Raw genomic sequence first — 22,606 nt, forward strand, 5'->3', positions numbered from 1 at the left:
TTTAAATATGTCAATTTTAGTTTTAGGTGGTGCTGGATACATTGGTTCACATGCCGTCGATCAACTGATCCATAATGGGTATGATGTTGCTGTTGTTGACAATTTACTAACGGGGCATCGCCAAGCAGTTCACCAAGATGCACGTTTTTATGAAGGTGATATTCGTGACAAAGCATTTTTAAAAACGGTATTTGAAAAAGAAAAAGTCGAAGGTGTGATCCATTTTGCTGCAAGCTCACTAGTGGGGGAATCCGTAGAAAAACCATTGGATTACTTTAACAATAACGTTTACGGTACACAAATTTTGCTTGAAGTCATGCATGAATTTGACGTAAAACAAATTGTTTTCTCATCAACAGCAGCAACATATGGTGAACCAAAAATGTCTCCAATAACAGAAGAAACCCCAACTAATCCCAAAAATCCTTATGGGGAAAGCAAATTGATGATGGAAAAAATGATGAAATGGTGTGACAATGCGTACGGGATGCGTTATGTGGCTCTTCGCTATTTCAATGTAGCAGGTGCGAAGGCGGATGCAAGTATTGGTGAAGACCACACCCCTGAAACACATTTAGTACCGATTATCTTACAAGTAGCATTAGGACAAAGAGAAGAATTGGCCGTTTATGGGGACGATTATGATACACCAGATGGGACTTGCGTTCGTGATTACGTTCAAGTTGAAGATTTGATTGCCGCACATATCAAAGCCTTAGAATATTTAAAAGCTGGAAATGAAAGTAACTTCTTTAATTTGGGAAGTAACAATGGTTACTCTGTCAAAGAAATGCTTGAAGCGGCTCGCGAAGTTACTGGCAAAGAAATTCCTGCAAAAATTGCGCCTCGTCGTGCAGGTGATCCAAGTAAATTAGTTGCTTCAAGTCAAAAGGCAAAAGAGATCTTAGGCTGGGAGCCTGCATACACTGACATCAAAGCGATTATCAAAACAGCATGGGATTGGCATGTAAGTCATCCTCATGGCTACGAAGAATAGGAGAAGTGATATGTCTATCAGTCAAACAATTTGTGACTTTGCAACGCTTTCGATTGGTTCTGGTGGCTTTATGGAAATGGATCGAATTTATCTTCAAAATCGACTATTAAGTTTGATCGGTGAAGAAGCGTTAACTGGAGAAGTCACACCACGTCCAGTAACGGTACCTGCAGTGGATTTGCTGGCAGAATTAGTTCAAGTAGCAAAGAATAATCAAGTCATTTCAGATTTGCCTGCGGAACAAGAAATAGTTGAAGCGCAGTTAATGGATTTTTTGACGCCCCCGCCGTCTGTTGTTAATGCTTTTTTTGCACAGCACTATGCTAATTCACCTGAGGAAGCAACGGAATACTTCTTTCAGTTAAGTCAGCAAAATGACTATATCAAAACGCGTGCGATTGCTAAAAATATTCAGTTTCCCGTACAAACTGCTTATGGAGATCTTGAAATTACAATCAATTTATCGAAACCTGAAAAAGATCCAAAGCAAATTGCTACAGAACGAGAAGCAGTGAAAGTAGACTATCCAAAATGTTTGCTTTGTATGGAAAATGAGGGATATCGAGGACGTTTGAATTATCCTGCAAGAACAAACCATCGAATTATCCGTATGAATCTAGATGGCGAAAGCTGGGGTTTCCAGTATTCGCCGTATGCCTACTACAATGAACATTCAATTATTTTGTCAGAAGATCATCGTCCAATGCAAATCAATCGAGACACCTTCCGCCGATTGCTACGGATCACGGAAGTGTTACCTCATTATTTTGTGGGATCAAATGCAGATTTACCAATTGTAGGTGGTTCTATTTTATCTCATGATCATTATCAAGCAGGGCGACATGATTTTCCTATGGCAAAAGCACCAATGGAACGTTTGATCAAGTTAACCGATTATCCTCAAGTCATTGCAGGAATCGTGAAGTGGCCAATGTCGGTGATTCGTCTTCAATCACCAGACAAAGAACTTCTTATAGATGCGGCAACAACTATTTTAGAAAAATGGCAAGCTTACTCGGATGAGTCCGTCGAGGTTTCAGCATATTCTGCTGACGGGACTGCACACCACACGATTACTCCGATTGCTCGTAGGAAAGATGGCTACTTTGAATTAGATTTAGTATTACGTGACAACAATGTATCTGAAAAACACCCGGATGGGATTTTCCACCCACACAAGGACGTTCAGCATATCAAAAAAGAAAACATCGGCTTGATTGAAGTGATGGGATTAGCCGTGTTACCGCCACGATTAAAAACAGAACTTGAAGAAGTGGAAAAATATTTGTTGAACCAAGAAAATCACTTGGCTGATTATCATCGTGAATGGGCAGATGAGTTGCAGGCAACTCATACAATCACAGCTGATCGTGTGACTGAAGTCGTGCAGGAAGCCGTTGGTCAAGTATTCCTGCGGGTGTTAGAGGATGCGGGTGTGTTTAAACGGACAGAAGAAGGACAAGCAGCATTTGCTCGTTTTACTGATTATTTATAATTGATCCAGTGAGGAGGAAACATCATGGCAACAATTAAAGATATTGCACAGTTAGCAGGTGTTTCTCCTGCGACTGTTTCAAGAGTCTTGAATTATGATTCGGAACTCTCAGTAGGCCTAACGACCAAACAGAAAGTTTTCGAAGCAGCAGAGCAATTAAACTATACGAAACATAAAAAAAGTCTTTCGGCTAATCAAGCAACTTTGCGATTGGTTCAATGGCACAATGAAAGCGAAGAACTCGAAGATTTGTATTATTTAGCGATCCGTCTGGGTATTGAGAAGAAGGCAGAAGAATTGAATGTTGATTTGCTAAAAGAAACTTGGGATTCTATTAGTGAACGTGAAGTTGATGGAACAATTGCTGTTGGTAAATTCGACTTGCAGCAGTTAACAGAGTTGAAAAAATCTCAGTCAAAATTACTTTTAGTTGATTCCGATGGGACATCAGTAGGTATCGATTCGCTAACCGTCGATTTTTTCTCAAGCGTAAAAAAAATAGTCGATTATTTTCTGTCACTACATGCTAAAAAAATCGCCATGCTAACAGGGAAAGAATATACTAAAAAAAATCGTCAACTATTGAGTGATCCAAGAAGACTAGCTTTTGAACAAATCATGACTAGCGCGGAACAAAAACCATTTGCTATAATTGAAGCCGATTTTTCGGTGGAAGCAGGTTATTTAGCAATCAAACAATTTTTAGAGGAAACAATTGAAAAACCAGATGCTTTATTTGCTGCAAATGATGCATTAGCAATTGGCGCGTTAAAAGCAATTCAAGAGAGTGGCTATCATGTACCTGAGGATATTGCAGTCATCGGATTTAATGACAGTAGTGTAGCTAAGTATGTGACACCTGCGTTATCAACGGTAAAAGTTTATACTGAATGGTTGGGGGAGATTGCTGTCGAAACGATTTTACAGTTGATTCAAACAGAAGCCCCCGTTCCAAGAAAGATCGTGGTTGGCACAGACTTGATCGTTCGAGAATCAACGGAATGAACAATTGAAATGCTAATGATCAAAACTAGCGAAATTTTGTGTAAGAACCTACTCATCAAGTAACGTTTACAATAGATGAGTTTGTCCGTAGTTCTTATGGAGTATCGCTAGTTTTTTTGTTGTTATCTCAGACTAGGTTTCCGTAAAAAGTGTGCTACAATAAGAAACGATAGTTAACGGAAAGGAACCAAAACATGATTACATTAGGAATTGATACAGCAAACCAAACTTTAGCTATAGGTATCGTTGAGGATGATGTAGTTCTTGGACAAATTCAAACGAACATCAAACGAAACCATAGCATTACTTTGATGCCAGCAATTGACCAATTATTTGCTGATCTTCAATTAGAGCCAACAGCAATTGATCGCATTGCTGTTTCTGATGGGCCAGGTTCATATACTGGTTTGAGAATCGGTGTGACGACTGCAAAAACTTTAGCCTATACAATGAAAAAAGAGTTGGTGGGGATTTCTAGTTTGAAAACAGTCGCAGCTAACTGTGTGAATATCGAAGGTGTGATTGTACCACTCTTTGATGCGAGACGTAAGAATGTTTACGCGGGAGCGTATCAATGGAAAGGAAATCGTTTAGAAACGTTGATTGAGGACAAACATTCCTCTCTAGAAGATCTACTCACAGAATTAAAAGCACTTGAACAATCTATTTATTTTGTTGGTAGCGACTGTCGAAAATTTGAAACAGAATTAAAAGCAACTTTACCAGAAGCAACAATCAATTTGATTCCTCAATGGGATATCCCGAATGGAACTGTGCTAGCAAATTTAGGAGCACAAGCTGATCCTGTCTCTGATGTTCAAGCATTCTTACCACGTTATTTAAAAAAGGTAGAAGCGGAAGAAAAATGGCTAGAAAATCATACGCCTGGAGCCGAAAGTTATGTTGAAAAAATTTAAAAAATTAACGAAAAATTTGTTCCGAGAATCATCTTTTTATCCTGTTAAAGAGCTAGAAATAAATCAAGCCATTTATCAAATACGTCAATTGACGATATCAGATATTAAGGATTTATTGACAGTCGAGAGAGAAGTCTATCTTGGTGAATTACCTTGGACGCGGAGCGCATTTATATCTGAATTTCGTTCTCCTTTGATTCATCTATATTTGGGTGTCTTTATCAATGAGATGCTAGTGGGATTCATCGGTTCACGAATCATCGGAACCGATTGTCATATTACAAACATCGCATTGATGTCTCGCTATCAGCGGAAAAGTATTGGCTCGTTCTTGATTGACGAAATAGAAAAGTTTGCTATAATGAATCGCTGTGAGACTCTTTCGTTAGAAGTTCGCGTAGGTAATAGAGATGCGCAAAAGTTGTACCGAAAGCTGGGTTTCGAATCAAGGACCATCAAAAAAGGATATTATACTGAAAATAATGAAGATGCCTTAGACATGGTAAAAAATTTAGAAAAAGAGTGAAGATTGTTGATTTATCAAAAAGCAGCATTTGATTACAATGACTTGGCAGAAAAGCTCTGGTTGATTAGTAATCAGGCGTATACACATGGTTCACCATGGACAAAAACACAGTTTTTAGCAGATCTACAGCAACCTCATACAGACTATTTGATAGCGATTGAAGCAAACGAAATCATTGGTTTTTTGGGTTTTAGCCGTGTAGTAGATGAAGTTGAAATCACCAATATTGCAATAGACTCAACTTTCCAAGGAAAAGGGTATGCGCGACAATTGTTGAAAGCGTTGATCCAGCAAGAAAAAGCAAATGATGTGTTTCAAGTTTTTCTAGAAGTTCGTCAATCAAATGAGAGGGCAAAATGCCTGTATGAATCAGAAAAATTTCGAGTGTTGGGCATTCGTAAATCTTATTACCATCAACCAGTAGAAGATGCCTTTATAATGAGTACAAAGTTAAAGACGGAGACGATAAAATGAATAGAGAATTGATTCTTGCGATTGAATCAAGTTGTGACGAAACAAGTGTTGCTGTCGTAGAAGATGGGACAAAAATCTTGTCAAATATTGTTGCATCGCAAATAAATAGTCATAAGCGCTTTGGCGGTGTCGTACCAGAAGTCGCTAGCAGACATCACGTAGAACAGATCACGCTTTGTATTGACGAAGCATTGACTGAGGCGAAGGTAACAGTAGCTGAAATTTCTGCAGTGGCAGTTACCTATGGACCGGGATTAGTTGGGTCTTTATTAATTGGTATTTCTGCTGCTAAAGCATTTGCATGGGCAAATAACTTACCTTTGATTCCCGTCAATCACATGGCGGGGCATATCTATGCTGCACGATTTATTAAACCATTTGAATTTCCGCTAATCGCTTTACTTGTTAGTGGCGGACATACGGAACTTGTTTATATGCAAGAAGACGGCTCTTATGAAATTATTGGAGAAACACGCGATGATGCAGCCGGGGAAGCTTATGACAAAGTTGGGCGTGTCCTTGGGTTGAGTTATCCTAGTGGAAAAGAAATTGATGAATTAGCGCATCAAGGAAAAGATAATTATCATTTTCCAAGAGCGATGATCCACGAAGCAAACTATGATTTTAGTTTTAGTGGTTTGAAAAGTGCATTCATTAACTTAGTTCATAATGCAGAACAGCGTGGAGAAGAGCTAGATAAAAATGATTTAGCTGCTAGTTTCCAAGCGAGTGTTGTAGAGGTACTGGTGACTAAAACATTACGCGCATGCAAAGAATTTCCAGTAAAACAATTAGTTGTTGCTGGAGGTGTTGCAGCTAATCAAGGGCTTCGCGAAGGATTAACCACAGCGTTAGCGGAAGAAATGCCAGAAGTTGAGTTGATTATCCCTCCACTACGTTTGTGTGGAGATAATGCAGCAATGATTGGTGCAGCAGCACATGTTGAACGACAAAAGGGAATTGTTGCTGAATTAAAATTGAACGCAGACCCTAGTTTAGTTCTGTAAAAATGATAAAAAAAGTAGCAAACAACATTCAAGTTGTTTGCTACTTTTTTTTTATTCATCGGTATCTCTTAAAGCAGGAGTGACGGCGGTTTTACAAAAAGTAAATTGTTTTTTTCGATAGTCAAGTAATCCGCTATCGCGCAATTGTTTGATGACTTGGCCAGCAGTTTCTCTGGTAGTTCCGCTATTAACAGCTAACTCTTTTAGGGTGATTGGATAAGGAATACAAATGTGTCCATCTTCTGTTGGAACACCGAGCTCTTCTTTTAAAATAAATAAATTTTGTTTTACTCGATCAAACGCACTGGAAGTTAAGCCAATTTGAATTCGTAATTCATGCATCTCAACAACTTTTGAAATTTTATGAATAAGTGCAATCAGTTGTTCAGAATTGTTTCGCGCAAGTTTCTCATAAATGCTCACGGGTAAATAAAATGTATCGATGTCTGTCATTGCTTGTGCAGTATAAGCATAGGATTGTGCTTCAAAGATTCCTGCCATAGGAAATAAGGTGCTCGCATTTACATAGTCATAGTAGTAATAAGTGGCACTTTCATCATAACGTTCAAGACGAACGAGTCCTGTTGTTAAAATATAGAAGCGTTGACGTTCATCGCCTTCATCAAAAAGAATCTGTCCTTTTTTATAGGAACGAAGGACAGTATGTTCCTTGATCAATTGAAATTCTTCGTCAGTAAAATGCATGAAGTCTGGTTGATATCGTAATTTGGAAAAATGGTAATCAATTTTAGTTATTCGCATGTCAAACCTCTCTCCTTATTTCTTCACTACTACCATTGTCCCGTTTTTCACTTGATTTGTAAAGGCAAAGAAATAACGGTAATTAAACGGTAAATTAGTGGATAGATAAAAAAATTTGTTATTAAAGAGAAAATATTCATTAATAATCCACGTAAATGAATATTAGTGACTTAGTTTAAGATATATTGCATAAAAAAAGATATCGCTTAATAAGTAAACGCTAACAACGTTATTATTTCAATAAATTTATTATATTCAAAAATATTTTTTTGATGAATAAATATTTTTTTTAGAGTGTTTTTACCTGTAAAGAATGAATAAAACTTAATAAAATGAAGAAAAACGTTTAATTATTTAATAACGGAATATTAACGTGAAGGATCTCTCGTTTTAAATGCAAAGAAATTATGAAAAGGGTTACAAAATGACGGTATTCTATACATGTAATCAAAACGAAGGAGGCAACACAACATGGATAAACCAATTCACGTTTTCTCTGAAATAGGGAAGTTAAAAACCGTTTTGTTAAAACGGCCTGGACAGGAAGTTGAAAACTTGACACCAGATATTATGGATCGTCTATTATTTGATGACATTCCATATCTTCCAATTGCTCAAGAGGAACATGACTTATTTGCTAAGACGTTACAAAATGAAGGCGTTGAAACACTTTATTTAGAAAAACTCGCTGCAGAAGCAATTGATGCAGGCAATGTGAAAGAGCAATTCCTAAACAAAATGTTAGACGAATCGCACATTGCATCAAATGCTGTGAGAGATGGTCTTCATGAGTTCCTTCTATCAATGGAAACACAAGAAATGGTAGATAAAATTATGGCAGGTGTTCGTACAAAGGACATCGAAGTTCGTTCAAACAGCTTGTACGACTTATCAGCAGACGATGAATATCCATTCTACATGGACCCAATGCCAAACCTATACTTTACAAGAGATCCTTCCGCATCAATCGGAAATGGGATGACTGTCAATCGTATGACTTTTGAGGCACGTCGTCGTGAATCAATGTTCACTGAGTATATTTTGAATCATCATCCACGCTTTGCAAATAAAGGTGTCGAAGTTTGGTTAGATCGTGATACTACTGAACATATTGAAGGTGGAGATGAACTAGTTTTAAGTGATAAAGTTGTCGCAGTAGGAATCTCACAAAGAACCAATGCAAAAGCTTTAGAAACAATGGCACGTCGCTTGTTCGCTAAAAACTCAGGATTTGAAAAAGTTCTAGCAATCAAGATCCCTAATAATCGTGCCATGATGCACTTGGATACAGTATTTACCATGGTTGACTATGATAAATTTACGATCCATCCAGCAATTCAAAGTAAAAACGGGAAAATCGATGTCTATACAATTGTTCCAGATGGTGATGACATCAAGATCACTCACTCAGATGATCTACATGCAACATTGAAAGATGCTTTAGGATTAGATGATTTAGTCTTGATTCCAACTGGTAATGGCGATGCAATTGTTGCGCCACGTGAACAATGGAATGATGGCTCAAATACGTTAGCTATTGCACCAGGTGTGGTTGTCACATATAACCGTAACTATGTGTCAAATGAATTACTAAGAAGCTACGGTATCAAAGTGTTGGAAATCAATTCAAGTGAATTGTCTCGTGGTCGTGGTGGTCCACGTTGCATGAGCCAACCACTTGTACGTGAAGATTTGAAATAAGTTTGAATTTTCCAGCGATAGTCCTACTGTCAGCTGTCGCTGGGATTTCCTCTTAAATCAATGAAATTCCGTCTTAAATTATAAAAACAAACTAAAGGAGAATGTTTTATTATGAAAGAATCAGTATTTCAAGGAAGAAGCTTATTAGCAGAAAAAGATTTTACTAAAGAAGAGTTACAATATTTGATTGATTTCTCTCAACATTTAAAAGATTTGAAAAAACGTGGCATTCCACATCATTACTTAGAAGGTAAAAACATTGCTTTATTATTTGAAAAAACTTCTACACGTACACGTGCAGCTTTTACAACTGCTGCGATTGACTTAGGTGCTCATCCAGAATACTTAGGCGCAAATGATATCCAATTAGGTAAAAAAGAATCAACAGAAGATACAGCTAAAGTATTGGGTAGTATGTTTGACGGAATTGAATTCCGTGGTTTCAGTCAAAAAATGGTTGAAGAACTTGCTGAATTCTCAGGCGTTCCAGTTTGGAATGGTTTAACTGACGAATGGCATCCAACTCAAATGATTGCCGATTTCTTAACAATCCAAGAAAACTTCGGAAAAGTTGAAGGAATCACTGTTGCTTACTGTGGTGATGGCCGTAACAATATGGCGAACTCATTATTAGTAACTGGTGCTATTTTAGGAACAAACATGCGTATCGTTGCACCGAAAGAATTACAACCAGAAGAAGAAATCGTGAAATTAGCAGAAGGCTTTGCAGCTAAATCAGGTGCAAAACTAATGATTACTGACGATGTTGATAAAGGTGTTGACGGTGTTGACGTACTTTATTCAGACGTATGGGTATCAATGGGTGAAGAAGACAAATTTGAAGAACGCATCAAACTGTTGAAACCTTACCAAATCAACATGGAAATGGTTGAAAAAACACATAATACAGATCGTTTGATTTTCTTGCATTGCTTACCAGCATTCCATGATACAAACACTGTTTACGGTGAACAAATGAAAGAACGCTTTGGTATTACTGAAATGGAAGTAACAGACGAAGTCTTCCGTAGCAAATATGCACGTCAATTTGAACAAGCTGAAAATCGTATGCACTCAATCAAAGCAATTATGGCTGCAACATTAGGCAACTTGTTTATCCCTCGCGTTTAATAAACCACATTCATCTCATGTACAAAACGAGGCAGAGGACGCGAGTGCTTGCTGCCTCGTTTTGTCATTGATTAACATTGTCTGAAGAAAGGGCGAATAATATGGCAAACCGAAAAGTAGTTGTCGCTTTAGGCGGTAACGCGATTTTATCGACTGATGCAAGTGCAAAAGCACAGCAAGAAGCATTGATGGAAACAGCAAAATACTTAGTGAAATTTATTGAACAAGGTGACGAGTTGATCATTTCTCATGGAAATGGCCCACAAGTTGGTAACTTATTGATCCAACAACAAGCAGCTGATTCGGAGAAAACACCAGCAATGCCATTAGATACTTGTGTTGCAATGACAGAAGGTTCTATTGGCTATTGGTTACAAAATGCAATGGGTGAAGTGTTGAAACAAAAAGGTATTGACAAAGATGTCGTTTCATTAGTCACACAAGTTATCGTAGATGAAAACGATCCTTCTTTCAAAAATCCAACAAAACCAATTGGTCCATTCTATTCAGAAGAAGAAGCTACTGCACAAATGAAAGCAGATTCAAATGTCACGTTTAAAGAGGACGCTGGTCGTGGTTGGCGTAAAGTAGTTGCTTCACCAAAACCAATTTCAATCAAAGAAGCGCGTGTAATCGAAGCGTTGGTTGATCAAGGTGTAGTTACTGTTTCTGTTGGTGGTGGTGGCATTCCAGTAGTTGAAACAGCAACAGGCTTAGAAGGTCGTGAAGCAGTAATCGATAAAGACTTTGCTTCAGAAAAATTGGCAGAAATCATTGATGCTGATCTATTGATTGTTTTAACTGGCGTGGACAATGTTTATGTCAACTATCAAAAACCTGATCAAAAGAAATTGGAAACTGTAACCATTTCAGAAATGAAACAATATATCAGTGAAGACCAATTTGCTCCTGGTAGTATGCTGCCAAAAGTTGAAGCAGCTATTCAATTTGTAGAAGCTCGACCAAAAGCAAAAGCAATCATCACTTCTTTAGAAAACATTGAAAACTTATTGGCATCTGAAGAAGGAACGATTGTTGTTGCTGATTAATTTGTTAAGTCTTTCGTGTAAACGAAATGATTTATAGCTATTTTTGCCCAGGTGGAGTTTCTTCTCCTTTAGACCATCTGGGCGGTTTTTTTTATAAAGGAGCTAGCCAGAAATGTTTTTTTCTGTTATAATTCAAAACAGTTTAATACTTTTATGATTTGTTGAACAAGAGAGTACTTGTGCTGATTCTTGCTGAGCGAGTTCGGGTGATTGGTGGGAGCCGAATGAAGAAAACACAACGAAGCGCACTTGGAGAATTTCTGCCTTTGAGTGAATCAAAGCGGACGGTCATCTACCGATAACAGATTGAGTGGGTCTTAGTGGATAAGACAACTGGAGTGGTACCGCGGGTAATCTCGTCTCTAGCAATCACAGTAATTGTGATTGCTAGAGACTTTTTTTATTGTCTTCAACAATCATGGAAAATTTAGGAGGAACTTAAATGAATAACAAAGACTTAGTTGCAAAAGCCGTTTATGATGTAGTGAAAGACGACTTAACACTTGAACAAGTACAACAATTATTAGAAAATCCAAAATCAGCTGATCATGGGGATGTTGCTTTTCCAGCTTTTTCATTAGCAAAAATCTATCGTAAAGCACCACAACAAATTGCAGCAGATTTAGCTGAAAAAATTGCACCAGAAAACTTTGAAAAAATCGAAGTGGTTGGACCATACTTAAACTTCTTTATGAATAAAGAAGCGATTAGCCAAGCTGTACTACAAGCAGTAGTAGAACAACAAGCACATTATGGTGATAGCACAATTGGTAATCAAGGTACGGTACCAATCGATATGTCTTCACCAAATATTGCCAAACCAATCTCAATGGGACACTTACGTTCGACAGTTATCGGAAACTCAATTGGTTTTATTTTAGAAAAAATTGGGTATCAACCCATTCGGATCAATCACTTAGGTGACTGGGGAACACAATTTGGTAAATTGATCGTTGCTTATAAAAAGTGGGGTTCAGAAGAAGCGGTCAAAGCTGAACCAATCAATGAATTATTACGTCTTTATGTGAAGTTCCATGAAGTAGCCGAAACTGAACCAGAATTAAATGATGAAGCACGTTCTTGGTTTAAACGTCTAGAAGAAGGCGATGCAGAAGCCATTGAATTATGGCAATGGTTCCGTGATGAATCAATGAAGGAATTCAATAAAATCTATGATTTGCTAGAAGTTCGTTTTGATTCACTAAATGGTGAAGCATTCTATAATGATAAGATGGATGAAGTCGTAGAACTTTTAGAAGAAAAACATTTATTAAAAGAAGATAAAGGTGCCGAAATCGTTGATCTAACTGCTTATGATTTAAATCCTGCCTTGATCAAAAAATCAGATGGTGCAACACTTTATATCACTCGTGATTTGGCTGCGGCACTTTACCGCAAACGTACGTATGATTTTGCACAATCTTTATACGTTGTTGGGAATGAACAAAGCTATCACTTTAAACAATTAAAAGCTGTTTTGAAAGAACTTGGTTTTGATTGGTCAGATGAAATGCATCACATTCCATTTGGATTGATTACCCAAGGCGGTAAAAAATTATCCACACGTAAAGGCAAAATTGTCTTACTTGAAGAAGTCTTAAATGAAGCAATCGATTCTGCAAAAGAACAAATTAGTGAAAAAAATCCAGACTTGGAAAACAAAGACATCGTTGCTAAACAAGTGGGTGTTGGCGCAGTAATTTTCCATGATTTGAAAAATGATCGTTTGAATACTTTCGACTTTAACTTAGAAGAAGTTGTACGTTTCGAAGGCGAAACAGGACCTTACGTTCAATATACACATGCTCGCGCAATGAGCTTACTCGAAAAAGCAAACTTTGTTCCGTCAGCTGATACACATTATGCATTAAATGATGAAAGCAGCTGGGAAGTGATCAAGTTGGTTCAAAAATATCCAGAAACTGTTTTATCTGCTGGCGAAAAATACGAACCTTCAATTATTGCAAAACATGCAATCAAATTAGCTCAAGCATTTAACAAATACTATGCACATACAAAGATTTTGGCTGATGATGGCCAAAAAGAATCTCGTCTAGCACTTGTTTATGCAGTAGCTGTTCTATTGAAAGAAGATTTACGTTTACTTGGCTTACACGCACCAGATAAAATGTAATTGAACTATTTTTCTTAGAATCGAAAACAAAAATAAAAAGCAACAGACTCAAATGTAAAGTTTGAAGTCTGTTGCTTTTTTGATTATCAATGTAATAAGTGCTTTTTAAAATACAACTCGATTTTCTTGGCATCTTCTTCTGATTCAGAAAGTACGATGACTGTATCAAATCCAGCAATGGTGCTAAGCATATGCGGTGGCTTGATGTCATCTAAGATGGAAGCAAATAAATGCGCATTGTCTGGTAAGGTACCGATGATTGTCAAAAAGTGGACACGTTCGACTTTTAGTACGATTTCTTCAATCATACGAATTAAACGTTGTTCTTCTTCATTTTTTGTTTCGTCATCGTCTTCACCATGAAATAAAACAAAGCGGGAAAGACCATCAGCATCAGGTGCCTTGACGATTTTTAAATCGCGAATATCGCGAGAAATCGTTGCTTGCGTTGCGGTTACCTGATAGTCACCTAATCTCGTTAATAAATCTTCTTGTGTTCGAATGGGAAACTCTTCAATAATTTGTTTAATCAATAAATGTCGGTCGGCTTTTCGCATCGTTTTCTCCTTTACAAAAGATTTCATCCGTATCATAACAAAAAAAGCTAGGATTGCCCACCTGCATTTTTTAATCGAAAGAGTTAAATAGGAAGTCATAGTAGAAAATTCAAGTGGAAGTAAGAATTTTACTTGAAAAAATCAGCTTCTTCCGTTAAACTAATGAATGTTGAGCAGAAAACTTCTTTTTCTTATTGCTATAGATAAACTTTATCTGTATAATAACCAAGGATGCTTTTTTGCATCAATAAATCCACATTTTTGTTGGATTGTCGGTAGGTGCTTGTAAAAGTTTGCTGGCAAGTTTGAAGACAAGAAGAGGAAAATAAAAACCTAATTGGAGGAAACACAAAATGGCAGTAATTTCTATGAAACAATTACTAGAAGCCGGCGTACACTTTGGTCACCAAACACGTCGCTGGAACCCAAAAATGAAGAAATATATCTTCACAGAAAGAAACGGTATCTACATCATTGACTTACAAAAAACAGTTAAATTAGTAGATGCAGCTTATGATTACATGAAAAACGTTGCTGAAGAAGGCGGCGTAGCATTATTCGTAGGTACTAAAAAACAAGCACAAGAAGCAATCAAAGAAGAAGCAACTCGTGCAGGTCAATACTTTGTAAACCACCGTTGGTTAGGTGGAACATTGACTAACTGGGATACAATCCAAAAACGTATTAGCCGTTTGAAACAAATCAATGCAATGGAAGCTGATGGAACTTTTGAAGTTCTACCTAAAAAAGAAGTTGCTGGTTTGAACAAAGAACGCGAACGTCTTGAAAAATTCTTAGGTGGTATCGCTGATATGCCAAGAATCCCAGATGTAATGTACATCGTTGACCCTCGTAAAGAACGTATTGCTGTTCAAGAAGCTCATAAATTAAATATCCCAATCGTAGCTATGGTTGATACAAACTGCGATCCAGATGAAATCGATGTAGTAATCCCTTCAAATGACGATGCAATTCGTGCCGTTAAATTGATCACTTCAAAAATGGCTGATGCATTTATCGAAGGAAACCAAGGTGAAGACCAAGTGGTTGAAGAAGATTTTGTAGCAGAAAACAATGCAACATCAATCGAAGAAATCGTTGATGTTGTTGAAGGCGACAACTCTTCAGCAGAATAATTTTTGAATGATGGAGCTGTTTCAAAGGCTAGGCGACAAGCCTCACTCTCCTTTGAAACAGCTTTTTTTAAAGAAAAACACTACTAGGAGGACTATAAAATGGCAGACGTTACAGCTAAAATGGTAAAAGAACTACGCGACATGACTGGCGTAGGTATGATGGATGCGAAAAAAGCATTAGTAGAAGTAGAAGGCGACATTGAAAAAGCAGTTGATCTTTTACGTGAAAAAGGAATGGCTAAAGCAGCTAAGAAAAATGATCGTATTGCAGCTGAAGGTTTAGCAGCAGTTGCTGTTAAAGGTAACACTGCAGCAATCGTTGAAGTTAACTCAGAAACTGACTTCGTTTCTAAAAATGAAATGTTCCAAGATTTAGTAAAAGAAATTGCAGAATTAGTTGCTGAAAACAAACCAGCTGACATGGAAGCTGCAATGCAAATCAAAACTGAAAAAGGTACAATCGAGTCTGAATTAATTGAAGCTACACAAGTTATCGGAGAAAAAATCAGCTTCCGTCGTTTTGAAGTAGTTGAAAAAGAAGATAACGCTGCATTTGGTGGTTACTTACACATGGGCGGACGTATTGCTGTATTGACAGTTCTAGATGGTACAACTGATGATTCAGTTGCTCGTGACGTTGCTATGCACGTTGCTGCTATCAACCCTCGTTATGTAAATGAATCACAAATCCCTGCTGAAGAATTAGAACATGAAAGAACTGTTCTAACTGAACAAGCATTAAACGAAGGCAAACCTGCTAACATCGTTGACAAAATGGTGGAAGGTCGCTTGAAAAAATTCAAAGCAGAAATCGCTTTGGTTGACCAACCTTTCGTCAAAGATCCTGATATGACTGTTGAAAAATTCGTAGCTTCTAAAGGTGCAACTGTTAAATCATTTGTTCGTTTTGAAGTTGGCGAAGGAATCGAAAAACGTGAAGATAACTTTGTAGAAGAAGTTATGAGCCAAGTGAAAAAATAATTCTGTTGAATAAAACAGATGGGAACGCACACTATTGTGCGCTCCCTTTTTTTAGGCAAATGCCAAAAAATGCAAGCATTTAATGGCTAAATCAACTAATTATGGTAAAATGGCAATAGAAAACATTGGAGGAATGAACATGGTCACACCAAAATATCAACGTGTAGTCTTAAAATTAAGTGGTGAAGCTTTAGCTGGAGATGAAGGATTTGGAATTAAACCTCCAGTCATTAAAGAAATTATTCAAGAAATCAAAGAAGTCCACGAGTTAGGCGTTGAAATGGCAATCGTTGTAGGAGGCGGAAACATCTGGCGCGGACAAACAGGTGCTCAAATGGGTATGGAACGTGCGCAAGCTGATTACATGGGCATGTTAGCGACTGTTATGAACGCTTTAGCCTTACAAGATACATTAGAAAACGTTGGTGTACCGACACGTGTACAAACTTCGATCGAAATGCGTCAAATCGCAGAACCATACATTCGTCGTAAAGCAGAACGTCATTTGGAAAAAGGACGCATTGTTATTTTTGCTGGGGGGACAGGTAATCCTTACTTCTCAACGGATACAACGGCAGCATTGCGCGCAGCTGAAATTGGCGCTGATGTTATTTTAATGGCTAAAAATAATGTAGATGGTGTTTATTCTGCAGATCCAAAAGTTGATGCAAATGCAGTTAAGTTTGAAGAATTAACTCACTTGGAAGTGATTGCTAAGGGATTGCAAGTAATGGATTCAACAGCAAGCTCATTAAGTATGGATAATGATATCCCATTAGTTGTCTTCAATCTAAATGAACATGGAAATATCCGCCGTGCAATTTTAGGCGAAAATATTGGAACTACTGTAAGGGGGAAATAAAGATGGCAGATGCAATTATGGCAGAAGCAAAAGAGAAAATGGAAAAAGCAGCACAAAGTTTACAACGTGAACTTGGACAAATCCGTGCTGGACGCGCGAATGCAAGTTTATTAGACCGAATCACAGTTAATTACTATGGTGCACCAACACCATTGAACCAAATGGCATCAATCCAAATTCCAGAAGCTCGTGTATTGATGATCACGCCTTTTGATAAAAGTATTCTTCAAGATGTAGAGAAGGCGATCATGGCAAGCGACATTGGTATCAGCCCAACGAATGATGGAAATGTTATTCGTTTAGTTATCCCGCAATTAACGGAAGAACGTCGTAAAGAATTAGCGAAAGATGTTAAAAAAGAAGCAGAAAATGCAAAAATCGCTATTCGTAATATTCGTCGTGATGCGATGGATGCCTACAAAAAACAACAAAAAAATGGTGACATTACAGAAGATGATTTGCGCGGACTAGAAAAAGATGTTCAAGCATTGACTGATGACAGCATTAAAGAACTAGATAAAATTGCTGGTGAAAAAGAAAAAGAATTACTAGAAGTTTAGTCTTCCAAGTTTTTTCAAAAGGAGTAGCAAAATCAAGATTGATTTTGCTACTCCTTTTTTGATGGAAACTTAAAAATTTTCAAAAAAATAAACAAATTTTTTGGAAAAAATCAGGATTTCATAGGAAATAGAAAGAGATATTGCTATAATGTGTAGGATAGTGGGAATTTTAAGCATAGGAGGGAAAAGAATGTTACGTTTTTTTCCGCAAAAAAACAAGTATATTCAAGAAAAAAGTGAGTTTCAATTTAGCGCTGAGGGAAAGATTCCTCAACACATCGCCATCATCATGGATGGAAACGGTCGTTGGGCACAAAATCGCCGATTACCTCGAATTGCAGGACACAAAGAAGGGATGGAAACTGTAAAAAAAGTAACGAAGGCAGCATCAAATCTGGGTGTGAAAGTATTGACCCTTTATGCATTTTCGACTGAAAATTGGAAGCGACCAACGGATGAAGTTAATTTTTTGATGCAATTGCCTGTTGATTTTTTTGATACATTCGTGCCAGAACTTATTAAGGAAAATGTGAAAGTCCACGTGATGGGGTATGAAAACGTGTTGCCAAGCCACACACAAGATGCTGTGCGTCGTGCAATCGATCAAACTAAAGAAAACACTGGAATGGTGTTGAACTTTGCATTGAATTATGGGAGTCGAGCGGAAATAGTGACGGCAGTGAAAGAGATTACGACTGAAATCAATAATCAAGAATTAGCTGTTGAAGCAATTGACGAAGAAATAATTGCGAATCACTTGATGACAGGGTTTTTACCAAAGGAACTTCGAGATCCTGAACTAGTCATTCGGACTAGTGGAGAAGAAAGAATCAGTAATTTCTTATTATGGCAAATTGCTTATAGTGAACTTTATTTTACAAAAGCATTATGGCCAGATTTTGATGGTAATCATTTGGAGGAAGCAATTGCTTCTTATCAAAATCGTGACCGTCGCTTTGGTGGCGTAAAAAAATTGGATAAAAATGAGGAGGATCAATCATGAAACAACGAGTGATCACAGCTGTCGTTGCTTTAATTTTATTCATTCCAATCATTTGGATTGGTGGAATGGCTGTTGAATTGTTAGGGGCTTTGCTAGCAGTAGTAGGTGTCTACGAGCTGTTTAGAATGAAAGGATTAACGTTATTAAGTTTTGAAGGAATCTTATCTGCGATTGGTGCGGTTTTTCTGGTGTTGCCAAAAGAGCGGTGGTTTTTCTTTTTACCAGAAAATACGAGTACATTTATGCTTTTTTATTTTGTTGTAATGATTTTATTGGGAACAAGTGTGGTTTCAAAAAATACGTATACTATTGATGAAGCTGGATTTCCCGTGGTTGTAAGTTTATACGTTGGTATGGGGTTCCAGAATTTCGTGAATGCGCGAACAGAAGGTTTAGTTGTATTACTATTTGGCTTGTTTATTGTTTGGGCAACGGACATCGGTGCTTATATGTTTGGTCGTCGCTTTGGTCAGCACAAATTGATTCCAGCAATTTCGCCAAATAAAACAATTGAAGGAGCGCTGGGAGGTATTGTAAGTGCAATCGTTGTGGCATTGATCTATCTCTTGTTATTCCCTGGAAAAGAATACTTCAATCATGGAACACTAGTTATGTTGTTGTTAACCATTGTCTTCTCAGTTGTTGGTCAGTTTGGTGATTTAGTTGAGTCAGCAATCAAGCGTCACTATGATGTAAAAGATTCAGGAAATATCTTGCCGGGTCATGGTGGAATCTTAGATCGTTTTGACAGTTTGCTATTTGTTTTCCCAATCATGCAATTGTTTGGTGTAATTTAAAAGAGTGTGAAAGAAGTGTTTAGTTCTAATAAAAATAAATTGCTAGAAATTATTCCCTCAATTTTTGAGAAATATAGACTTATTTTGAAGAAGTTGCTTCTTGAATACTGTAGATAGAGTTGTGATTCCAAATACTTAGCACCAATTAGAAAGTAGTAAGGTAAAATCATTTCTAAATCGATCAAAAAATTTTTTTGATCCAATGAAAAGAGTAGTGAGTATTGTCGCTACTCTTTTTTGTTTTCGAAAGGTAGCTATTGGTGTCTGTGTCAGACTGTGGTAAAATTATGTTGTTTATCTTCATAAAAACTAGAATAATGCTAGAAAAAGTAAAGGAGAAGTAAACTATGAAAACGATTCTAACTTTTGTCATCGTTTTTGGTATTTTGGTTATCGTCCACGAATTTGGTCATTTCTTCTTTGCGAAACGATCAGGAATCCTAGTCCGAGAATTTGCAATTGGTATGGGTCCAAAAATTTATGGACATCAAGCAAAAGATGGAACGACATATACACTTCGGTTATTACCGATTGGTGGTTATGTAAGAATGGCAGGTAATGGCGACGATGAGACAGAGATGGCTCCAGGTATGCCACTGTCACTTTCACTCAATTCTGATGGTGTCGTAGAGAAAATCAATTTAAGTAAAAAAGTTCAATTAACGAATGGAATTCCAGTAGAACTTGTTCGTTACGATCTAGAGGATGAGCTAACGATTACGGCCTTTGTTAATGGCGATGATTCTGAAGCAGTGACCTATCCGGTAGATCATGATGCTACAATTATTGAGGCAGATGGAACAGAAATTCGGATTGCACCTAGAGATGTTCAATTTCAATCGGCAAAATTATGGCAACGCATGTTAACTAACTTTGCTGGGCCAATGAATAACTTCATTTTAGCGATTCTTTTGTTCATTGTGCTTGCATTCATGCAGGGAGGCGTCCAGGTAACAAATACGAATCAAATTGGCGCGGTACTTCCTGATGGCGCAGCTGAAGTAGCTGGTTTAAAAGAAAATGACCACATCTTAAGTATTAATGATAAAAAAATTGCATCATGGACTGATTTAACAAGTCAGATTACTGCAAATCCAGGGAAAAAATTGAATTTTGAAGTCCAACGTGATGGAAAAGTTCAAGAAATCGAAGTAACACCCAAAACAGTAGAATCCAACGGGCAGGAAGTGGGGCAACTTGGTATACAAGCGCCAATGAAAACCAGTTTTATTGATAAAATCGTGGGTGGAACGAGACAAGCTTTCAGTAGCTCATTAGAAATATTCAAAGCGTTAGGGTCACTATTCACAGGATTTAGTTTGAATAAACTAGGTGGACCGGTGATGATGTTCCAGTTGTCTTCTGAAGCAGCTAGTCAAGGAATGATGACTGTCATTGGGTTAATGGCGATGCTTTCAATGAACTTGGGAATCGTGAATTTATTACCCATTCCAGCATTAGATGGCGGTAAATTGGTCTTAAATGTCATTGAAGGTGTACGTGGTAAACCATTAAGTCAAGAAAAAGAAGGCATCTTAACTTTGATTGGGTTCGGCTTCTTGATGCTATTGATGGTTTTAGTAACATGGAATGATATTCAACGATTCTTTTTTTAACTAGAGTTGACAAATAGGGTATAATAACAAGCGATAACTATTTTGAGGATTAAAGGAGTATATAAAATGAGACAATCAAAGATGTTGATCCCAACACTGAGGGAAGTACCAAATGATGCCGAAGTATTAAGCCATCAAATGCTGTTACGAGCTGGCTATATTCGTCAAGTATCTGCTGGTATTTATTCTTACTTGCCATTAGCAAACCGTGTATTGGAAAAATTAAAAACAATCATGCGGGAAGAATTTGAAAAAATTGGTGCAGTTGAAATGTTGATGCCTGCAATTCTTCCAGCAGAACTTTGGCAAGAATCTGGTCGTTACGACACGTATGGTCCAAACTTGTACCGTTTAAATGACCGCAACGATCGCAAAATGATTTTGGGACCAACTCATGAAGAAACATTCACAGAATTGATTCGTAATGAAATCAATTCATACAAAAAATTGCCACTAAATTTGTATCAAATTCAATCAAAATATCGCGATGAAAAACGTCCTCGTTTCGGGTTGTTACGTGGTCGTGAATTTATTATGAAAGATGCGTATTCTTTCCATGCTTCAGAAGAAAGTTTAGATGAAACATACAAAGATTATGAAAAAGCGTATACTGAGATTTTCAAACGTTGTGGTTTAGACTTCCGTGCAATTATCGGAGATGGCGGTGCCATGGGTGGAAAAGATTCTAAAGAATTTATGGCAATCTCTGAAATTGGAGAAGACACTATTTGTTATTCAACAGAAAGTGACTATGCAGCCAATTTGGAAATGGCAACAAGCTATTATGTGCCTAAAAAATCACATGAAACGCAACTGGCATTAGAAAAGGTGGCAACTCCTGATGTGAAAACAATTGAAGAGGTTGCTGGTTTCTTTGATGTAGAATCACAAAAAATCATCAAATCTGTTTTATTTATTGCAGATGAAGAGCCTGTATTGGTATTGATACGTGGCGATCATGAAGTCAATGATGTCAAATTGAAAAATTTCTTAGGTGCCGACTTTTTAGAAGAAGCAACAGAAGAAGATGCGCAAAAGTATCTTGGAGCTGATTTCGGTTCTGTTGGTCCAGTGAACTTAGCAGATGAGGTAAAAGTTTATGCAGACCGTCACGTTCAAGACTTGGCAAATGCGATTGCTGGAGCAAATGAAACTGGCTTCCACTACATCAATGTAAATCCAGAACGTGATTTTTCTGTTCTTTCTTATGAAGATTTACGTTTTGTCCAAGAGGGCGATCCTTCACCAGATAATAATGGTGTTCTTGCTTTCACAAGAGGAATTGAAATTGGACACATTTTCAAGCTAGGTACTCGTTATAGTGAATCAATGGGTGCAACGGTATTAGATGAAAATGGTCGCGAAAAATTCGTGATCATGGGTTGTTATGGTATTGGTGTAAGTCGTTTACTTTCAGCAATCGTTGAACAAAATGCAGATGAAAATGGTATCAACTGGCCTAAAGGAATTGCTCCTTACGATCTACATGTTGTCCAAATGAACTTGAAAGACGACTATCAAACTAACTTGACAAATGAGGTTGAGCAAACAATGATGGAAGCAGGCTACGAAGTATTAGTGGACGATCGTAACGAGCGTGCGGGAGTTAAGTTTGCAGATTCAGATTTGATTGGGTGCCCAATTCGGATTACTGTCGGTAAAAAAGCCGTTGATGGAATCGTCGAAGTGAAAATCAAGAAGACTGGTGAAATGGTAGAAGTACGTAAAGAAGAGCTTGCGAATACATTACCAATTCTTTTGAACCAAGGCGAATAATTCAAATAACCTCGAAATTCGAGAGAGACGAAGTCTTTCTCGAATTTTTTAATGTAAATCAAAAGAAAAACGAGTATACTAAATAGTATTGAAAAAATTTATTTGTCTCATAAACAAATA

Annotated in this window: 22 protein-coding genes; 20 read left to right on the top strand and 2 right to left on the bottom strand. The window is 37.4% G+C overall.

Annotation, left to right across the window (positions count from 1 at the left end):
• The first annotated feature begins 7 nt into the window (after positions 1-7).
• The 7 genes from galE (at position 8) to tsaD (ending at position 6,421) form a co-directional block, all read left to right on the top strand.
• Positions 8-997, top strand: a complete 990-nt coding sequence (gene galE / locus DOK81_RS07210; RefSeq protein ID WP_206909671.1) for a UDP-glucose 4-epimerase GalE — start codon at positions 8-10, stop codon at positions 995-997.
• Positions 998-1,007: 10 nt separating this feature from the next.
• Positions 1,008-2,492, top strand: coding sequence for a UDP-glucose--hexose-1-phosphate uridylyltransferase (gene galT, locus DOK81_RS07215; protein ID WP_206909673.1), 1,485 nt, complete (start codon positions 1,008-1,010; stop codon positions 2,490-2,492).
• A 24-nt stretch (positions 2,493-2,516) separates the two neighbouring features.
• Complete coding sequence (locus tag DOK81_RS07220) at positions 2,517-3,497, top strand: LacI family DNA-binding transcriptional regulator (protein WP_206909674.1); 981 nt, start codon at positions 2,517-2,519, stop codon at positions 3,495-3,497.
• Between the two features lie 194 nt (positions 3,498-3,691).
• Positions 3,692-4,414, top strand: a complete 723-nt coding sequence (tsaB, locus tag DOK81_RS07225) for a tRNA (adenosine(37)-N6)-threonylcarbamoyltransferase complex dimerization subunit type 1 TsaB (protein ID WP_206909675.1) — start codon at positions 3,692-3,694, stop codon at positions 4,412-4,414.
• A complete protein-coding gene (gene rimI / locus DOK81_RS07230; protein ID WP_206909676.1) occupies positions 4,398-4,940 on the top strand; it encodes a ribosomal protein S18-alanine N-acetyltransferase in 543 nt (180 codons plus the stop codon). Before tsaB ends, rimI (DOK81_RS07230) begins: the two co-directional genes overlap by 17 nt.
• A gap of 6 nt (positions 4,941-4,946) precedes the next feature.
• The gene (gene rimI, locus DOK81_RS07235; RefSeq protein WP_206909677.1) at positions 4,947-5,414 is read left to right on the top strand and encodes a ribosomal protein S18-alanine N-acetyltransferase; all 468 of its coding nucleotides are present in this window, start codon (positions 4,947-4,949) and stop codon (positions 5,412-5,414) included.
• The gene (gene tsaD, locus DOK81_RS07240) at positions 5,411-6,421 is read left to right on the top strand and encodes a tRNA (adenosine(37)-N6)-threonylcarbamoyltransferase complex transferase subunit TsaD (protein WP_206909678.1); all 1,011 of its coding nucleotides are present in this window, start codon (positions 5,411-5,413) and stop codon (positions 6,419-6,421) included. The genes rimI (DOK81_RS07235) and tsaD overlap by 4 nt, the downstream gene beginning before the upstream one ends.
• Positions 6,422-6,472: 51 nt before the next feature.
• Here tsaD and DOK81_RS07245 read toward each other — a convergent pair whose 3' ends face one another.
• Entirely contained in the window at positions 6,473-7,183 is a 711-nt protein-coding gene (locus DOK81_RS07245) for a Crp/Fnr family transcriptional regulator (RefSeq protein WP_206909679.1), read from the bottom strand.
• Between the two features lie 471 nt (positions 7,184-7,654).
• Here DOK81_RS07245 and arcA point away from each other — a divergent pair, with 471 nt between their 5' ends.
• From arcA to argS, 5 genes are all read left to right on the top strand, one after another.
• Complete coding sequence (gene arcA / locus DOK81_RS07250) at positions 7,655-8,884, top strand: arginine deiminase (RefSeq protein ID WP_206899841.1); 1,230 nt, start codon at positions 7,655-7,657, stop codon at positions 8,882-8,884.
• 111 nt (positions 8,885-8,995) lie between these two features.
• Positions 8,996-10,015 (top strand): ornithine carbamoyltransferase, encoded by a 1,020-nt coding sequence (gene argF / locus DOK81_RS07255; RefSeq protein ID WP_206909680.1) that lies wholly within the window; start codon positions 8,996-8,998, stop codon positions 10,013-10,015.
• A 101-nt stretch (positions 10,016-10,116) separates the two neighbouring features.
• The gene (gene arcC, locus DOK81_RS07260; protein ID WP_206899840.1) at positions 10,117-11,064 is read left to right on the top strand and encodes a carbamate kinase; all 948 of its coding nucleotides are present in this window, start codon (positions 10,117-10,119) and stop codon (positions 11,062-11,064) included.
• A gap of 179 nt (positions 11,065-11,243) precedes the next feature.
• Positions 11,244-11,366 (top strand): hypothetical protein, encoded by a 123-nt coding sequence (locus tag DOK81_RS12385; protein WP_277988517.1) that lies wholly within the window; start codon positions 11,244-11,246, stop codon positions 11,364-11,366.
• Between the two features lie 140 nt (positions 11,367-11,506).
• Positions 11,507-13,198 carry an arginine--tRNA ligase gene (gene argS, locus DOK81_RS07265; RefSeq protein WP_206909682.1) on the top strand — a complete coding sequence of 564 codons (1,692 nt, stop codon included), beginning with the start codon at positions 11,507-11,509 and terminating at the stop codon, positions 13,196-13,198.
• An 86-nt stretch (positions 13,199-13,284) separates the two neighbouring features.
• Here argS and DOK81_RS07270 read toward each other — a convergent pair whose 3' ends face one another.
• Positions 13,285-13,755, bottom strand: a complete 471-nt coding sequence (locus DOK81_RS07270; RefSeq protein ID WP_206909684.1) for an ArgR family transcriptional regulator — start codon at positions 13,753-13,755, stop codon at positions 13,285-13,287.
• Positions 13,756-14,108: 353 nt separating this feature from the next.
• Between DOK81_RS07270 and rpsB the strand changes: the two genes are divergently transcribed.
• The 8 genes from rpsB (at position 14,109) to DOK81_RS07310 (ending at position 22,486) form a co-directional block, all read left to right on the top strand.
• On the top strand, positions 14,109-14,891 hold the full coding sequence (gene rpsB, locus DOK81_RS07275) for a 30S ribosomal protein S2 (RefSeq protein WP_067484207.1): 783 nt from the start codon (positions 14,109-14,111) through the stop codon (positions 14,889-14,891).
• A gap of 99 nt (positions 14,892-14,990) precedes the next feature.
• Positions 14,991-15,872, top strand: a complete 882-nt coding sequence (gene tsf, locus DOK81_RS07280) for a translation elongation factor Ts (RefSeq protein WP_206909687.1) — start codon at positions 14,991-14,993, stop codon at positions 15,870-15,872.
• A 139-nt stretch (positions 15,873-16,011) separates the two neighbouring features.
• Positions 16,012-16,734 (top strand): UMP kinase, encoded by a 723-nt coding sequence (gene pyrH, locus DOK81_RS07285; protein WP_206899828.1) that lies wholly within the window; start codon positions 16,012-16,014, stop codon positions 16,732-16,734.
• Between the two features lie 2 nt (positions 16,735-16,736).
• The gene (gene frr / locus DOK81_RS07290) at positions 16,737-17,294 is read left to right on the top strand and encodes a ribosome recycling factor (RefSeq protein WP_206899827.1); all 558 of its coding nucleotides are present in this window, start codon (positions 16,737-16,739) and stop codon (positions 17,292-17,294) included.
• A 190-nt stretch (positions 17,295-17,484) separates the two neighbouring features.
• Positions 17,485-18,297, top strand: a complete 813-nt coding sequence (locus DOK81_RS07295; protein WP_206909689.1) for an isoprenyl transferase — start codon at positions 17,485-17,487, stop codon at positions 18,295-18,297.
• Positions 18,294-19,094 carry a phosphatidate cytidylyltransferase gene (locus DOK81_RS07300; protein WP_206909691.1) on the top strand — a complete coding sequence of 267 codons (801 nt, stop codon included), beginning with the start codon at positions 18,294-18,296 and terminating at the stop codon, positions 19,092-19,094. The genes DOK81_RS07295 and DOK81_RS07300 overlap by 4 nt, the downstream gene beginning before the upstream one ends.
• Positions 19,095-19,441: 347 nt before the next feature.
• A complete protein-coding gene (rseP, locus tag DOK81_RS07305) occupies positions 19,442-20,710 on the top strand; it encodes an RIP metalloprotease RseP (protein WP_206909692.1) in 1,269 nt (422 codons plus the stop codon).
• Positions 20,711-20,776: 66 nt separating this feature from the next.
• Positions 20,777-22,486 carry a proline--tRNA ligase gene (locus tag DOK81_RS07310; RefSeq protein WP_206909693.1) on the top strand — a complete coding sequence of 570 codons (1,710 nt, stop codon included), beginning with the start codon at positions 20,777-20,779 and terminating at the stop codon, positions 22,484-22,486.
• The last annotated feature ends 120 nt before the right edge of the window (positions 22,487-22,606 follow it).

This window comes from Enterococcus sp. DIV0660C (genome assembly GCF_017316125.1).
GTDB lineage: Bacteria > Bacillota > Bacilli > Lactobacillales > Enterococcaceae > Enterococcus_B.

What these genes read in the sequence shown, in the direction of transcription:
- galE (WP_206909671.1), top strand. Translation starts at nt 8, where the DNA reads ATGTCAATTTTAGTTTTAGGTGGTGCTGGATACATTGGTTCACATGCC.
- galT (WP_206909673.1), top strand. Translation starts at nt 1,008, where the DNA reads ATGTCTATCAGTCAAACAATTTGTGACTTTGCAACGCTTTCGATTGGT.
- DOK81_RS07220 (WP_206909674.1), top strand. Translation starts at nt 2,517, where the DNA reads ATGGCAACAATTAAAGATATTGCACAGTTAGCAGGTGTTTCTCCTGCG.
- tsaB (WP_206909675.1), top strand. Translation starts at nt 3,692, where the DNA reads ATGATTACATTAGGAATTGATACAGCAAACCAAACTTTAGCTATAGGT.
- rimI (WP_206909676.1), top strand. Translation starts at nt 4,398, where the DNA reads ATGTTGAAAAAATTTAAAAAATTAACGAAAAATTTGTTCCGAGAATCA.
- tsaD (WP_206909678.1), top strand. Translation starts at nt 5,411, where the DNA reads ATGAATAGAGAATTGATTCTTGCGATTGAATCAAGTTGTGACGAAACA.
- DOK81_RS07245 (WP_206909679.1), bottom strand. Translation starts at nt 7,183, where the DNA reads ATGCGAATAACTAAAATTGATTACCATTTTTCCAAATTACGATATCAA.
- arcA (WP_206899841.1), top strand. Translation starts at nt 7,655, where the DNA reads ATGGATAAACCAATTCACGTTTTCTCTGAAATAGGGAAGTTAAAAACC.
- argF (WP_206909680.1), top strand. Translation starts at nt 8,996, where the DNA reads ATGAAAGAATCAGTATTTCAAGGAAGAAGCTTATTAGCAGAAAAAGAT.
- arcC (WP_206899840.1), top strand. Translation starts at nt 10,117, where the DNA reads ATGGCAAACCGAAAAGTAGTTGTCGCTTTAGGCGGTAACGCGATTTTA.
- argS (WP_206909682.1), top strand. Translation starts at nt 11,507, where the DNA reads ATGAATAACAAAGACTTAGTTGCAAAAGCCGTTTATGATGTAGTGAAA.
- DOK81_RS07270 (WP_206909684.1), bottom strand. Translation starts at nt 13,755, where the DNA reads ATGCGAAAAGCCGACCGACATTTATTGATTAAACAAATTATTGAAGAG.
- rpsB (WP_067484207.1), top strand. Translation starts at nt 14,109, where the DNA reads ATGGCAGTAATTTCTATGAAACAATTACTAGAAGCCGGCGTACACTTT.
- tsf (WP_206909687.1), top strand. Translation starts at nt 14,991, where the DNA reads ATGGCAGACGTTACAGCTAAAATGGTAAAAGAACTACGCGACATGACT.
- pyrH (WP_206899828.1), top strand. Translation starts at nt 16,012, where the DNA reads ATGGTCACACCAAAATATCAACGTGTAGTCTTAAAATTAAGTGGTGAA.
- frr (WP_206899827.1), top strand. Translation starts at nt 16,737, where the DNA reads ATGGCAGATGCAATTATGGCAGAAGCAAAAGAGAAAATGGAAAAAGCA.
- DOK81_RS07295 (WP_206909689.1), top strand. Translation starts at nt 17,485, where the DNA reads ATGTTACGTTTTTTTCCGCAAAAAAACAAGTATATTCAAGAAAAAAGT.
- DOK81_RS07300 (WP_206909691.1), top strand. Translation starts at nt 18,294, where the DNA reads ATGAAACAACGAGTGATCACAGCTGTCGTTGCTTTAATTTTATTCATT.
- rseP (WP_206909692.1), top strand. Translation starts at nt 19,442, where the DNA reads ATGAAAACGATTCTAACTTTTGTCATCGTTTTTGGTATTTTGGTTATC.
- DOK81_RS07310 (WP_206909693.1), top strand. Translation starts at nt 20,777, where the DNA reads ATGAGACAATCAAAGATGTTGATCCCAACACTGAGGGAAGTACCAAAT.